Annotated in this window: 13 protein-coding genes; 4 read left to right on the plus strand and 9 right to left on the minus strand. The window is 67.1% G+C overall.

All coding sequences use genetic code 11. The features are described 5' to 3' along the window. Position 1: 1 nt before the first annotated feature. Complete coding sequence (locus IEX71_RS16425; protein WP_188838126.1) at positions 2-475, minus strand: DUF2269 family protein; 474 nt, start codon at positions 473-475, stop codon at positions 2-4. Positions 476-666: 191 nt separating this feature from the next. Here IEX71_RS16425 and IEX71_RS16430 point away from each other — a divergent pair, with 191 nt between their 5' ends. Both IEX71_RS16430 and IEX71_RS16435 read left to right on the plus strand, forming a co-directional pair. Next, positions 667-2,370 (plus strand): APC family permease, encoded by a 1,704-nt coding sequence (locus IEX71_RS16430; RefSeq protein ID WP_188838127.1) that lies wholly within the window; start codon positions 667-669, stop codon positions 2,368-2,370. A 115-nt stretch (positions 2,371-2,485) separates the two neighbouring features. After that, positions 2,486-3,397 carry an RDD family protein gene (locus tag IEX71_RS16435; protein ID WP_188838128.1) on the plus strand — a complete coding sequence of 304 codons (912 nt, stop codon included), beginning with the start codon at positions 2,486-2,488 and terminating at the stop codon, positions 3,395-3,397. Between the two features lie 40 nt (positions 3,398-3,437). Here the strand turns inward: IEX71_RS16435 and fahA are convergent, their stop codons facing one another. Next, entirely contained in the window at positions 3,438-4,631 is a 1,194-nt protein-coding gene (fahA, locus tag IEX71_RS16440) for a fumarylacetoacetase (protein ID WP_188838129.1), read from the minus strand. Between the two features lie 11 nt (positions 4,632-4,642). Continuing rightward, a complete protein-coding gene (locus tag IEX71_RS16445) occupies positions 4,643-5,440 on the minus strand; it encodes a hypothetical protein (RefSeq protein WP_188838130.1) in 798 nt (265 codons plus the stop codon). An 85-nt stretch (positions 5,441-5,525) separates the two neighbouring features. Between IEX71_RS16445 and IEX71_RS16450 the strand changes: the two genes are divergently transcribed. Together IEX71_RS16450 and IEX71_RS16455 are read left to right on the plus strand one after the other, a co-directional pair. Further along, complete coding sequence (locus IEX71_RS16450; protein WP_188838131.1) at positions 5,526-6,761, plus strand: homogentisate 1,2-dioxygenase; 1,236 nt, start codon at positions 5,526-5,528, stop codon at positions 6,759-6,761. A gap of 139 nt (positions 6,762-6,900) precedes the next feature. Beyond that, positions 6,901-8,733: a bifunctional metallophosphatase/5'-nucleotidase gene (locus IEX71_RS16455; RefSeq protein WP_188838132.1), complete on the plus strand. Its 1,833-nt coding sequence runs from the start codon at positions 6,901-6,903 to the stop codon at positions 8,731-8,733. Here the strand turns inward: IEX71_RS16455 and IEX71_RS16460 are convergent. The 6 genes from IEX71_RS16460 to IEX71_RS16485 form a co-directional block, all read right to left on the minus strand. Further along, complete coding sequence (locus IEX71_RS16460) at positions 8,723-10,840, minus strand: HelD family protein (protein ID WP_229749805.1); 2,118 nt, start codon at positions 10,838-10,840, stop codon at positions 8,723-8,725. The two genes, IEX71_RS16455 and IEX71_RS16460, sit on opposite strands and share 11 nt — an antisense overlap. Positions 10,841-11,180: 340 nt before the next feature. Further along, positions 11,181-11,747 (minus strand): isochorismatase family protein, encoded by a 567-nt coding sequence (locus IEX71_RS16465; protein ID WP_188838134.1) that lies wholly within the window; start codon positions 11,745-11,747, stop codon positions 11,181-11,183. 51 nt (positions 11,748-11,798) lie between these two features. Then, entirely contained in the window at positions 11,799-12,404 is a 606-nt protein-coding gene (locus tag IEX71_RS16470) for a GNAT family N-acetyltransferase (RefSeq protein WP_188838135.1), read from the minus strand. Between the two features lie 72 nt (positions 12,405-12,476). Continuing rightward, positions 12,477-12,980 (minus strand): GNAT family N-acetyltransferase, encoded by a 504-nt coding sequence (locus IEX71_RS16475; RefSeq protein WP_188838136.1) that lies wholly within the window; start codon positions 12,978-12,980, stop codon positions 12,477-12,479. 19 nt (positions 12,981-12,999) lie between these two features. Next, the gene (locus IEX71_RS16480) at positions 13,000-13,530 is read right to left on the minus strand and encodes a GNAT family N-acetyltransferase (RefSeq protein ID WP_188838137.1); all 531 of its coding nucleotides are present in this window, start codon (positions 13,528-13,530) and stop codon (positions 13,000-13,002) included. 19 nt (positions 13,531-13,549) lie between these two features. Further along, entirely contained in the window at positions 13,550-14,854 is a 1,305-nt protein-coding gene (locus IEX71_RS16485; RefSeq protein ID WP_188838138.1) for a nicotinate phosphoribosyltransferase, read from the minus strand. Positions 14,855-14,903 lie beyond the last annotated feature (49 nt).

A 14,903-nucleotide genomic window follows, 5' to 3' on the forward strand; every position in this document is an offset into this window, starting at 1 on the left:
GTCAGCTGCCCGGTCGGTAGACCATCAGCACCACGATGACCGCAAAGATGATGCCGACGACGCCACCGGAGGCGGCGACCAGCGCGGTCTGTGATTTCACTGCGGTCTGCAGATCGCCGCCGGCTGCGTCTTCGGCGCCGCTCCGGATGGTGTCGGCGGCGCGCTCCAGGGCCGGCACGACGACCACGAAGGTCACTACGACCGCAATCACCCACAGCAGCAACGAGAGCCAGATCCAGGTGTCGCCGAACGAGCCGAGCTCCTTCCCGCGACGCTTCTGCGACATCAGCCCGAGGCCGAAGATGACGACCAACACCGACGCCATCGAGTAGATCTTCGCCATCCGCGCCGAGGAGCCGATCGCGAGCGCGTCCGCCTGCCGCAGACCGCGCGAAGCGGTGGTCACCGCATGAACCAGCGGCCCGATCGCGAAGATCGCCGTCAGCAGGTGTAGCAGCAGCAGCAGCTTCAGCATGCGGGTGCGCCTACTCGTCGGTTGGTCTCAATTTGGGAGAGCTTCGGTGTGCCGCTTGACGTTTCAAGAGTTTGGGGGACTAGCGTGCTATCGCTCTCGGAGTGTGTCACAGTTCACAGGTTGTGGTGCTCGGCGGAGCATGACATGAAATTTGCACCGTGCATGGGAGCCGAAAGGGATGATGCACAACTATGAGTGTTGACACCGACAAGGTAGACAACATCGCTGGAGATGATCCGCATCTCAAGAAGGAGTTCGGCACAATCGGACTCCTCTTCACCGCCATCGGCTCGATCATCGGGTCGGGGTGGCTGTTCAGCTCGCTGCACGCCTCCAGCCTGGCCGGACCGGCCGCGATCCTGTCATGGGTCGTCGGCACAATCATGTTCCTGTTCATCGGACTCAGTTACGCCGAGCTCGGCGTGATGATGCCGCGAAGCGGCGGCGTCGCGCGCTACCCGCACTACGCGTGGGGCTCGTTCGCCAGCTACTCCTTCGGCTGGATCACCTGGCTGGCGTGTGCCTCGGTCGCCGCGGTCGAGGTCTCGGCAGTGCTGACCTACGCGTCGTCATACATCCACTGGCTGGAGAACCCGAACGGCACGCTGAAGCCGGCCGGTCTGGTCGTCGCCATCCTTATGCTCGGCCTCTTCGTGCTGATCAACTTCCTGGGCGTGAAGTGGTTCGCCCGGATCAACAACGTGCTGGTCTGGTGGAAGCTCATCATGATCGTCCTGGTGATCGTCGCGATCATGATCGCTGCGTTCCACAGCGGTAACTTCTCCGCGACCGTCAAGGACGGCAGCGGTTTCGCGCCGAACGGCATCAAGGGGGCGATGGAAGCCATCCCGGCGGCCGGTATCGCCTTCTCCTTCCTCGGCTGGCGCCAGGGCATCGAGTTGGCCGGTGAGACCGACAACCCGAAGAAGAACGTCCCGCTGACGCTGATCGGCTCGATCCTGATCTGCGGTGTTCTCTACATCCTGCTGCAGGTCGCCTTCATCGGAGCCCTCGACCCGTCCGCGCTGGCCGAGAACGGCTGGTCCGGTGTCGGTAACGCCATCGAGACCGGCACCTCTGCCGGTAACTTCAGCCCACTCGCCGCGCTGGCCACTTTCCTCGGCATGGGCTGGCTGGCCGGACTGCTCTACGCAGACGCATTCATCAGCCCCGGTGACACCGGCCTGATCTACACCAGCGTCACCGCGCGCATGTCCTACGCGATGGGTCGTAACCGCAACGCACCCGCGGAGCTGGCGAAGGTCAACAACAACGGCGTGCCGTGGGTCAGCCTCATCCTCGCGTGGATCGCCGGCTCGATCTTCTTCCTGCCGTTCCCGAGTTGGCAGCAGTTGGTCTCCATCGTCACCTCGCTCACCGTGCTGTCCTTCGGTAGTGGTTCGATCGCGCTGCTGACCTTCCGCAAGCAGCTGCCGGACATGGAGCGTCCCTACCGCAGTCGGATGCCGTGGGTCATCGCTCCGCTGGCTCTGCTGGCCACCAACCTGATCATGTACTGGGCCGGTTGGGACCAGGTCTGGAAGATGATGGCGGCAGTCGCCATCGGTTACATCTTCCTGGGCATCTTCCAGGCGATGGACAAGGGCCGGGCTCCCAAGTTGGAGTTCAAATACGGCTGGTGGGTGCTGGTGTGGTTCGCCGGGATCACCCTGGTCAGCTACCTCGGTAGCTACTCCGGTTCCGACACGAAGGAAGCCGGCCAGGCCGACGTCTACGGCTTCAACGGCGGCATCGTCGCCAACATCGTTCTGACGGCAGTTGTCCTGGCTCTCGCCTGGTACTGCCAGCTGCCGAAGGAGCGGGTCGAGGCGATCCTCAACGAAACCGAGGAGATCATCGACGAGGACGAGGAGAAGCTGGCCCCTGGGGTCTGAGTCACCGTCATCGCGACACGCGCCTCCTTCCCTACTTGGGGGAGGAGGCGCGTGGTCGTTCGGTCGCCCGCCTCCCCGCGCGAGGCCACCGGACGCAATGAGAGGATGGGGAATCATGAGCGAACGCGCGTCGGGTTGGTATGACGACCCCCAGGATCCGGACCAGCTTCGCTACTGGGACGGCATCCTGTGGAGCGGCCGGACGATGCCGAAGGTGAAGCCGGGTCTGGACCGGTCCCGCATCGGTGACGCGCGGCGACAGTACGAAGACGAGCAGGAGCGCAAGCGCGCAGCGGAAGAGGCACAGGTCTCCGGCGGGTACGGACAGCGACCGCAGTTGCGTCGCTACCAGCCCACCGATCAGCCGCACTCGCGGCAGTACCCGGGCGGGCCGCAGTCGCCATACGCACATCAGCAGGGCTACGCCCCGAAGCCGGTCAAGACGACCCCGGACGGCGAGCCGACGGCGTCCTGGTGGCGGCGACTGTTCGCCTACGTCATCGACAACATCCTGCTGTCGATCGTCGCCGTGGCGATCTCCTGGACCTGGCTGGAGCCGTGGGTCACCACCATCACCGACTGGTACGGCGATCTGATCACCGCAGCCGAGAACGGCGGATCGCAGCCGCCGGTGCCCGACGCGATCTACGACGTGCCGTGGCAGTTCCCGGTGGCCGCGCTGCTGCTCTACCTGGTCTACGAGATCGGCCTCGTCGCCTGGCGCGGTCAGACGCTCGGGCACCTGATCTGCGGGGTGCGCGTGCGTGGCGCGGCCTCGACCGCGAAGCCCGACCTGAGTGCGTCCGCGTTGCGTGCGGTGGTCAAGGGCGTCAGCAACATCACCTCACTGGTGCCGTTCGTCGCGTCATTGGGCACCGTCTTCAGCCTTGTCGACGGCCTCGTGCCGCTCGGCGACGGCAACGCGCAGTCGTTGCACGACAAGGCCGCCAAGACATACGTCGTCAGCGCACGGGCGCCCAAGACGCCGCAGACGGCCCAGCTGCCGCCGCCATACGTCGGACGATAGACGCCCGCGAATATCGGCGGCGGAAGAGACGCCGGGTGACCTAGACGCTCGGGATGATCCGGCCGCTGACCTCACCGAGGGCGAGCCGGCCACCGTCGGGAGCGGGCGCGGTCGCGGTGATCGTCACGATGTCGCCGTCCTCCAGGAAGCTGCGCTCGGTGCCGTCGTCCAGCCGGACCGGCTCCTTGCCGCTCCACGCCAGCTCCAGCAGACTGCCACGCTGGTCTCGCGCGTCCCCGGAAACCGTGCCGGACGCGAAGAGGTCGCCGTCGCGCAGACTCGCGCCGTTGACCGTCAGGTGCGCCAGCATCTGGGTCGGGCTCCAGTACATCTTCTTGTATGGCGGACGCGACACGACGGTGTCGTTGAGGCGCACCTCGAGCTCGAGGTCGAGACCGAAGAGATCGTCACCGCGTAAGTAGTCCAACGGCTTCGGATCCTGTGCCGGCAGCGGGAGTTTCGCCGCCTTCAGCGCTTCCATCGGGGTGATCCACGGGCTCAGTGTCGAGGCGAACGACTTGCCGAGGAACGGACCGAGGGGCACGTATTCCCAGGCCTGGATGTCACGTGCCGACCAGTCGTTGAACAGCGCGACGCCGAAGAGGTGCTCGCCGGCCTCGTCGACCGATACGCGCGTGCCCACCTCGGTCTCGCCGCCGACGATGAAGCCGACCTCCGCCTCGATGTCGAGGCGCACGCTCGGGCCGAAGAGCGGCTCGGGGTCGTCCTTGCCCTTGCGCTGACCGACCGGTCGCACGACGTCGGTGCCGGAGACCACGACGGTGCCGGAGCGTCCGTGATAGCCGATCGGCAGGTGCTTCCAGTTGGGGGTGAGCGCGGCACCGTCGGGACGGAAGATCGATCCGACGTTGGTGGCGTGTTGCTCGCTGGCGTAGAAATCGACGTAGTCCGCGATCTGCACCGGCAGATGCAATGTCACGTCGGCGAGGGGCTTGGTAGCTGCCGCGACGAGTCCTTTGCGCTCGTCGTCCCGCAGGATGGCCTGCAACCACTCGCGCGCCGCGGACCAGGACGAACGACCTTGTGTCAGGAAGGGATTCAGCGAACTGTTGTCGAAGATTCGGGCCCACTTGCGGACGCTGTCCGCCTTGGCCAGGGTCGCCAGCTCGATGACGTCGTCGCCCAGCCGCGTGACGACCTGAGCACCGCCGTCGGCGGTGCTGGCCACGCCATACGGGAGATTGTCGATGCCCCAGAGTTCGGTGCCGTTCATGTGATCCTTCCTCAGATCAGGCCGAGGGCGGCCAGGTCGCGAATCGGGTCGAGCACGTCGCAGCAGCCGAAGCTGGTGAAGACATTGCGCACGTTGACGGCATCAGCCTCGGAGAGTGCCCGGACGGCGCTGCCGATCGATGCCTCGTCGCGGTCGGTGAGCGCCGCGGCGACGTCGTCGCCGAGCAGTGCCGAGTGGACGGCCAGCAATATGCCCAGGAAGCCGAACTGCTCCTCGTCATCGGCGGTGTGCGCGATCGCGCGGTGCAGTCCGCCGGTCAGCTTGAAGGCGAGGCCGAGTTGCACGCACTCGGTGATGAATGCGGCGGTGTCGGCTGTGGACGGAACGGCGTTGGTCGGGGTCGAACCGGTGCGGAGCTTCGCGACGACCTGACCGTCGTGCTCGGCGAGGTCCGGCAGCAGAACGCGGCCTGCGGCACCGGCCGACACCTCGACGGCGACCGGCACCGACAGGTCGAGCACCTGCTCCCAGCCGTCGACCGCGGCGACCTCGACGCCGGCCAGTGCATGACCGGCGGCATCAGCCACGTCTCCGGCGGCGGCGACAACCTCCGCGATCGGCGTCTCCCTGCGGCCGATGACACCGATGACCAGGCCGCTGTGGTCCTCGAGCGCCTCGTCGATCAACGGAGGCGGCAACAGCAGCGGGCCGACGAAATCGGATGCCGGGGTGCCGCGACGCGCGGAGCGGCGCTCGATAGCCTCGGAGAGCGAGAAGTTTCCCGGTGGGAAGACGGCCGCGTCGTCGACCAACTGAGTGAACAGCGTTCGGGTGGGCAGACTGGGCATGTTGCCACCGTAGCCAGCGACCCGGCCGCGCTTGCGACGGGCCACAAGCCCGCAACGAGGAACTGACGGGGAAAGAAGGAGAACAATGGCGTTCTACCGATCGATGGGACAGCTGCCACGGCAACGACACACCGCACTGCGGCGGCCGGACGGCAGCGTCTTCTACGAGGAGCTGATGGGGGAGGAGGGATTCTCCAGCGACTCGTCGCTGCTCTACCACCGCGGCCTGCCGTCAGCGATCTCCGACGCGAAGGCGTGGGACTTCACCTGGTCCCTGGACACCCAGCCCAATCATCCGCTGTTGCCCCGGCACCTCAAGTTGCATGACCTCTTCGGTGACGACGACACCGGCGTCGACGCCGTCACCGGACGCCGGTTGGTGTTGGGCAACGGCGACGTGCGCATCTCGTATGTCGTCGCCGACGCGCCAAGTCCCTGGTATCGCAACGGGATCGGTGACGAGTGCGTGTATGTCGAGCGCGGTGCCGCGCGCGTCGAGACGGTCTTCGGCGCGTTCGACGTGGCCGAGGGTGACTATCTGATCGTGCCGCGCGCGACGACGCACCGCTGGCTGCCGGTCGCCTCGGGGGACGAAGGATTCACCGAGCCGCTGCGGGTCTACGCGATCGAGGGCAACTCGCACATCGCGCCGCCGAAGCGTTACCTGTCGCGCTACGGCCAGTTGCTGGAGCACGCGCCATACTGCGAACGTGACCTGCGCGGCCCCGACGGGCCGCTTCTCGCGGACGACATCGGCGCCGAATCCTCAGCTCCCACAGAGGTTTACGTGAAGCATCGTGGCGTCGGTGGCCAGATCGTCGGCACGATCTACACCTACCCCTACCACCCGCTGGACGTCGTCGGTTGGGACGGCTGCCTCTACCCCTACGCGTTCAACGTCGCCGACTTCATGCCGATCACCGGCAAGGTGCACCAGCCACCGCCTGTGCACCAGGTCTTCGAAGGCACCAACTTCGTGGTGTGCAACTTCGTGCCGCGCAAGGTCGACTACCACGAGGCGTCGATCCCGGTGCCCTACTACCACTCCAACGTCGACAGCGACGAGATCATGTTCTACGTCGACGGCGACTACGAGGCGCGCAAAGGATCCGGCATCGGCAAGGGCTCGATCTCGCTGCACCCCGGCGGTCACGCGCACGGACCGCAGCCGGGCGCCTACGAGAAGTCGATCGGCGTGCACGAGTTCGACGAGCTCGCGGTCATGGTCGACACCTTCCGGCCGATGGAGCTGGGTGAGGCCGGTAGCGCGACCGACGACGGCAAGTACGCCTGGAGCTGGGTCGGCGGCAAGCACAGCTGAGCTCAGCAGCTCTGGCTATGCCGAAGGTGTCCGTGGGGCAGACCTGTGGCGTTTACCGGGATTTCGCCGTCGAACGCCGCTAGCGTGGTCCAGTTGCCGAGCGCGATCCGCCCGGTGCCCGATCCTTGAAGGAGATTCCATGCACCCCGTCGTCAGAAACACCGCCAGTCGCCGCCAGTTGCTTGCCATGACGATGATCGGAGGTGCGGGGATCGTGGGAGTCGCAAAGGCACCGTCGGCGGCCGCTGCGCCGAACTCGGCGCACGAACTGCGCCTGACCGTGTTGGGCACGACGGACCTGCACGGGCACGTCTACAACTGGGACTACTTCAAGGACACCGAGTACGACGACGCCAAGCACAACGACGTAGGAGCCGCGAAGTGCGCCACGCTGATCCAGGCGGTTCGTGAGGAGCGTGGCGCGGGCACCTGCATCACGTTGGATGCCGGCGACACGATCCAGGGCACGCCACTGGCGTACTACTACGCCAAGATCGAGCCGATCGGCAAGGACGTCATCCACCCGATGGCGCTGGCAATGAACCAGATCGGGTATGACGCCGCGGCCCTCGGCAATCACGAGTTCAACTACGGCATGGACCTGCTGCGGACCTTCCAGAGCCAGCTGCATCACCCGTTGCTGGGCGCGAACGCGCTGGACTGGAACACCGGGAAGGCAGTCTTTCCGTCATACACGCTGAAGCGGGTGCAGGTGCCCGGCCACAAGCCGGTGACCGTCGGCATCGTCGGGCTGGTGACGCCCGGCGTCGCGATCTGGGACAAGGCCAACGTCGAGGGCAAGGTCAAGTTCAACGGTATCGTCGAGCAGGCCAAGCTGGTCATCCCCGAGGTCAAGCGCCAGGGCGCCGACATCGTCGTCGTGTCGTGCCACTCCGGTGCGGACACGTCCTCGTCATACGGTGATGCGTTGCCCTACCCGGAGAACGCGAGCACGCTTCTCGCACAACAGGTCCCGGACATCGACGCGATCCTCGTCGGCCACGCACACGTGGAGATCCCGCAGCGATTCGTGACCAACGAGCAGACCGGCAAGCAGGTCCTGCTGTCCGAGCCGCTGTGCTTCGGCGAGCGCGTGACGGTGATGGACCTCAACCTGCGCAAGAACCGCGGCCAGTGGGAGGTCGCCAGCTCGGCGGCCACGCTGCTGAACTCCAACACCGCGCCGGAGGACCCCACGATCGCCAAGATCCTGCGCACCCCGCACGAGAAGGTGCGCACCTACGTCAACGGCGTGATCGGCACCTGCGCGGAGACGATGAGCGGTGCGCGGGCCTGCGTCGAGGACGCAGCGGCGGTCGACTTCATCAATCTCGTGCAGGCGCAGGCGGTCAAGGCAGGCCTGGCCGGCACCGCCGACGAGAACACCCCGGTGCTCTCGATCGCGGCACCGTTCAGCCGGACCGCGGTCATTCCCGAGGGAGACGTGACCGTCCGCGACGTCGCCGGCCTCTACATCTACGACAACACGCTGTTGGGCATCAAGTTCACCGGCAAGCAGGTCAAGGCCTATCTCGAGACGTCTGTGACCTACTTCAAGCAGATCAGCGGCACCGGCCCGTTCGCCATGGACGACGTGACCAACGCCGTCACCCCGACTGCGCCCAACGGCACGCCGGACTACAACTACGACGTCATGGGCGGTCTGGACGCCGCGCTGACCTACGACATCGACCTGAGCGTCCCGGCCGGCAACCGCATCCGCAACCTGGCGTATGACGGCAAGCCAGTGGCCGACGGTGACAGCTACGTGATCGCGATCAACAACTACCGGCAGTCCGGTGGCGGCGGCTTCCCGGGCGTGACCACCGCCGAGGTTGTTTACAACCGGCAGAACGAGATTCGGCAGTTGATCATCGACTGGGTGACGGCCAACAAGACCATCGACCCGTCGTCGTTCCACACCGTCGACTGGCGGCTGGTCTCGGGCAGCACGCCGATCGTCATCTCCTAGCCGGCAAAACGACCTGGCCCAGCTCCTGCGTGCAGCGGGTCAGGGCGACATACAGGCCGTTCCAGCCGCGGGGTTCAGTGGTGATGCCGTCCGGGTCGACGACCAGGGCGGCATCCCACTCCAGCCCCTTGGCTTCGGTGGCCGCGAGCACGACGACATCCGGCAGCTGCTCGCGCAGCGCTGTGACCCGTGCCTGCGGCGCGACCACGCCCACGCTGCCGCCCTGCCAGCGGGCGGCCATCGCGTCCACCGACTCCCTTACGGTGGCTGCGAGTTCGGCGTCGCGCACCTGCACCGTCCACGGCTCGAAACCGGAGTCACGGACTGCGCGGGGCGGCTCGTTGTGGCTACCGGCCTTCGCGAGCACGGCGCCGGTGAGGACCATGACTTCGCGCGGTGTCCGGTAGCAGATTGTCAGATCGCTGCGCCTCCAGCGCTCACCGAAGACGGGTGCGATCGCCCCCTCCCAGGAGGTGTGCCGATGCGCCGCCTCCGTCTGGTCGATGTCGCCCACCGCAGTGATCGACCGGGATGGGACACGGCGCGCAATCATCTGCCACTGCATCGCGGACAGCTCCTGCGCTTCGTCGACGACCACGTGGCCATAGGCCCAATCCCTTCTGGCCGCAGCGCGATCCGCCAGGAACTCGCCCTGGTCGTCGATCTCCGCGATCGGGCCGAGCAGCTCCGAGACCGCGTCCAACAGGGCGATGTCGCTGGACGCGAGGGGCGCTGGCTCGCCCGCGATCAGTGCCCGCTGGTCCGGGTCGAGCCAGTCGGCGAACTCGCTGAGCGCCGCGTCGTCGCCGAGGAGATCCCGCAGGGTCAGCCGGGCGTCATACAACGGCCAGAAGTCGTCGAGCACGCCGGCAACACTGCGGTCGTTCGCGATTCGTATCCGTAACTGCTCGATGTCGTGATCGCTCAGCGTCCCGTCGACGTGCCCGCCGGTGGCGCCGGTGTGGACGCCACGATCGTCGGACTTCGCCTGGCTGGCATCCACCCGCTCGAGGATGTCCTCGAGTCCCTCCTCCACGCGGGCGAGCAATTCGTCGTGGTGCTCGACCACGGCATCGGTGAGGAGATCGTGCACGTTCTCGACGAACCAGCGCCGTGCGGCATGCAGGTCCCGCCCGCTGACGGCCGCGTCCACCGCACGACGAATCTGCCGCAGTGGCAACGTGTGTGGCTCACCGTCGAGGAGGAAGTGCAGTGCTTCCGGCGCGGGCACGAGGGAGTGGGCGTATGCCGTGAGCGTGTCCTGCCAGGACACTCGCCCCTTCAGCTCCGCGAGGGCGCGGGACTCGTCGCGCTCCACGGCGACCCCTGGCACGAGGGTGTCGCAGGTGGCGGGCACCACCGCGGTCTCACCGAGGGCGGGGAGCACCTGGGCGATGTAGTCGAGGAAGCGTCGGGACGGCCCGAGGACGAGCACACCCTGGCTCGCCAGGTCCGGGTTGCTGAAGAGCAGATAGGCGACGCGGTGCAGCGCGACCACCGTCTTTCCGGTGCCCGGGCCGCCCTGCACGACCAGCGGCCCGTCGCTGTCGGCGCGCACGATCGCGTCCTGCTCGCGTTGCAGCGTCGCGACGGCGGTGCCCATCTTGCCGGTGCGGCGTGCGGAGAGGGCGTTGAGCAGTGCGCCCTCGCCGACCAACTCCTCGCCCTCGGATCCGCCCGCGTCGAGGGGTTCGTCGTCAACACCGACGACTCGGCGGCCCTCGGTGCGGATGTGCCGGCGGCGCCGCTGACCCTGCGGGTCCAGAGGGGTCGCCGTGTAGAAGGGGCGAGCTGCCGGCGCTCGCCAGTCGAGCACGAGCGGCTCGGAGTCGTCGTCGGCGCGCGGCAGGCCCACGCGGCCGAGGTGCCGACTGGTGCCGTCGGTCGCGTCGAGCCGACCGAAGACCAGACCGGACTCGGCATGCCGGAGGTCGGACCTGCGCCGCCGCAGACTGGTGATGCGGGCGGCCTCGACCGCGTCGCGTGGGGCTGCCTCGAGATCCTGCTCCACCTCCTGCAGCAGCTCCTCCCTGCGCAGGTAGGCGTCGTCGACAGTCTCCTGTTCCTGGTGCAGCGCGTCCGCTTGTCGGGTGGTTGTTCCGGGCACAGCACTCCCTCGGTACATGTACGGCGATCCTGTCGCAACTACCGATCGTGAACGGATGTTCCCGTGAATGCACCTTTGACTGATGCCACGAATCGTGGCCTTCCACTGCGCCGAGAGGACAGGTGTTGTACCGAGAGGACAGGCGTTGTACCGGGAGGACAGGCGTTGGGACGGATTGTGCCCGGAATCGGCTGTCCTTTCGACGATCGGCTGTCCTCTCGGCGAAGGGGGCGCGGGGGATCTCAGGCGGCGGAGATCGGCGTGGGGGGTCATGACCCTCTACGGATACGTTTCCGGGACGACCGAGTTGATCGAGCTCATGGTCGACCGGATCGCCGGCTCAGTCGACGACGGTGATTCCCGCGGCGTGGAACTCCTCGAGCGCTCGCGCTGTCGACTCGGGCGCGACTCCCGCGGTGAGTCCGATGAGGACCCGCGTCGTGAAGTCGCCCTTGGCGGCGTCCAGGGCGGTCGCCCGGACGCAGTGGTCCGTGGCGATGCCGACGACGTCCACCTCGTCGATGTCGTGCTCGCGCAGCCAGCCGGTCAGGCCGACACCTTGCTCAGTCGCGCCCTCGAAGCCGCTGTATGCCGCTTCGTACTGGCCCTTGCGGAAGATCGCCGCCACCTGCGCGATGACCGGCTGTACTTCGGTCCGGAAGTCCGCGCCGGGAGTGCCGACCTCGCAGTGCACCGGCCAACTGTCCACGAAGTCAGGTGTTTTCGACCAGTGACTGCCCGGGTCGATGTGCCAGTCTGCAGTCGCAACGAGTTGCGTGTAGGTGTCGCCGTGCTCGTCGACGTACGACGCGATGCGCTCGGCGACGGCGATCCCGCCGTCCACCGCGAGCGACCCGCCCTCGCAGAAGTCGTTCTGGACGTCGACCATCACCAGCGCGCGTGCCATACGGCACATCGTACGGCCGTCCTTGTCGCAGCAACACGGCGTCGCCGATCGTCACGGTCGACCCGGCACCTCGAGCGCCATCACGCAGTTCTTCAGGCCCTTCGGGCGGACGTAGGTGAAACCGAGTCGCTCGTAGAGCCGGCGGGTGCCGTTGTAGAGGAACGACGACGACACCTTCTTGGTCTGATGCGTCAGGTCGTGCGGATAGGACTCCACCACGCCGCCACCGTCCTGCGCGATGAGGTCCAGAGCACCCCGGATCGCCATCTCGGTGATCCCGCGTCGGCGGAATCTCCGATCGACGAATACGCAGGTGATCCGGTAGTCCGGGTCGCCGTCCTTCTCGGCGTCGTACTGCTTGCGGTGGTGTATATCGGGCAGCTCGGCCGGCGGGCCGTACTCCGCCCAAGCGATCGCCTCCGGCCCGTCCCCGCCGTCGTGTATGACGAGCGCCGCGTGGTTGGTGCCCTCCTCGACCACGCACTTCTTGTATGCCCGGTTGCCGTCGTAGCCCGGCTCGTGACCCTCTCGCTCGGGAAGGAACTTCACGCACCAGCACCCGCTGAAGATCCCGTTGTGTCGCTCCACCAGCGCGTCGAACAGCGGCCAGGTCTCGGGCGTGAGAGGCCGGACGTCGAATGTCGTGTCAGTGCCCACCGACCCACCGTAGGACCGGATCGTGACCGGTGTCCTGCCCTTTGGACGACGTGAGGGCCCAGGGCGGACGCATCAGGGCCGAACGAGACCCATCACCTGACGCTCGGCGTCCAGCAGGCCGAGGGTCCGCCAGCCTCGCGAACGGTAGAGCCGGACGGCTGGGTCGTCGTCGCCCGAGCTGGTGCCCAGCAGCGCACGGCCGGTGAGCCCTTCGAGCAACGCATCGTGCAGGCGATGGCCGACGCCGCGGCGCCGCGCCGCAGGGGCCACGGCCAGCTCGACGAACTCGAAGTGACCGCCGATCCACTCCGCTGCGACGTCCGGCAGTGTCCGGACGACCAGGTTCGGCCAGAATTGCCCGTGGTCGCCGTGATAGCCCCAGGCGCAACCGACCAACTGGTCGTCGTCGAGCGCGACCGCGAGGCGGTAGCCGTCACGCGCGCGGTGCCGGTCGTACATCTGTTGCCGCCACGCGTCTTCGTCGGGGAAGTCGCCGAAAACCGTGTCGTACAAGGCGAATACGGGTGCGGCATACGCAGTGGCGGCCTCGCCGTCGACGATGTCGATGCGGGTCATGCTTCGGTTCCTGCAGGCCTCAACCAGCAGTTCGAGACGGGACAGGAAGGGGTAGGTATGCGCCCATGACCTGGCGGTTGTCCTGCAGGTGACCCAACGTGCTCCAGCCGCGGGACTTGTAGAGGCGCAGCGCCGGGTCGTCGACCGCGAGGGTGGTGCCCAGTAGCGCACGCCCGGTGAGACCGTCGAGCAACGCATCGTGCAGACCGACACCCAGGCCCTGTCGACGCGCACCGGGATCGACCGCGAGCTCGACCAGCTCGAAGTGGTCGCGTACCCACTCCGCCGGCAGCTCGGGCAATGTGCGCGCCACCAGGTCCGGCCAGTGCTGACCACGCTCGCCGCGGTAGCCCCACGCGAAGCCGAGCACCTTTTCGCCGTCGAGGGCCAGCGCCAGCCGGTAGCCGTCGCGCGTCCGGTCGCGGTCGAAGAGCTGCTCGCGCCATACGGCTTTGTCGGGGAACCGGCCGAAAACCGTGTCGTACAGGGCGAAGATGCGATCGGCGTAGGGAGCGGCGCCTTCGCCGTCAATCAGCTCGATGCTGGTCATGACTTCCTTCTCGTTCGTGTCATTGCTCATAGATCGTCGGAATGACCGGCTCGCCCCTTGACATCTGTCGGGCGGTCGGCGGCAATTCTCCCCGAGAGGTGCCGTGGTGTTTGCGGGCATCATCCAGGCTCGCGGTGAAGACGCGCTCGCCGTGCTCGACCAGCGGGACCAGCAGGGACCGGTCGTCGCCGTCGTCGGTCGGTGGGGTGCCGATGCCGATGACCTCGGCCTCTGCGATGCCCTGTGGGTCGCGTCGCCGCAGCGCGAACTTGCGGCCGCCGATCGACGTCTTGTCCTTACTCTTCTTCGCGACACCCTGCAGCTCGCCGGCAGAGTCCTCGCGCGAGACGAGCTTGTAGACCAATCCCGCTGTGGGAGCACCGGATCCGGTGACCAACTGAGTCCCGACGCCGTATCCGTCGACCGGTCCGGCCTGCAGTGCAGCGATGGCGAACTCATCCAGGTCCGAAGTGACCACGATCTTGGTGGCGGTAGCCCCCAGGGAGTCCAGTTGCTCGCGGACCTCACGGGCCTGCTGCAGGAGGTCGCCGGAGTCCAGGCGCACCCCGCCGAGCTCGGTGCCCGCGATCTCGACGGCCAGCTTCACGGCGTTGGGCACGTCGTAGGTGTCGACCAGCAACGTGGTGCTCGGCCCAAAGGTGTCCACCTGCGACTGGAACGCCGTGCGCTCGTCATCGTGCAGCAGGGTGAACGCGTGCGCTGCCGTGCCGGTCGTGGGGACGCCATACCGACGGCCGGCCTCGAGGTTGGACGTCGTGCTGAACCCGGCGATGTATGCCGCTCGGGCCGCGGCGACGGCGGCCTCCTCGTGCGTGCGGCGCGAACCCATCTCGATGCACGGGCGATCCTCGGCAGCAGCGGTCATCCGGCTGGCGGCGGACGCGATCGCGGTGTCGTGATTGAGGATCGACAGCACCAGCGTCTCCAGCACGACCGCCTCGGCGAAGGTCGACTCGACGACCAGCATTGGCGAGCCGGGGAAGTAGACCTCCCCCTCGGCGTAGCCCCAGATGTCGCCGGTGAACTCGTATGACGCGAGCCAGGCGAGCGTCGGGTCGTCGACGACCTTGTGCTCGCGCAGGAAGTTCAGCTCGGCGTCGGCGAAGCGGAACTGCTGCAACGCGTCGAGGAGCCGACCGGTGCCGGCGACCACGCCATACCGTCGTCCGTCGGGCAGTCTTCGCCCGAAAGCCTCGAAGACACTGCGGCGTTCGGCGGTTCCGTCACGCAGCGCCGCACTCAGCATCGTCAGCTCGTAGTGGTCGGTCAGCAGCGCGGTGGACGCGCCCGCGGGTGTGGTCACCTGCGTCACTCTAGGGCAGCCTTCGTTCTTGGTGCGGGTCTTGCCTATC

It is taken from the genome of Flexivirga endophytica (assembly GCF_014640635.1).
Taxonomy (GTDB): domain Bacteria; phylum Actinomycetota; class Actinomycetes; order Actinomycetales; family Dermatophilaceae; genus Flexivirga; species Flexivirga endophytica.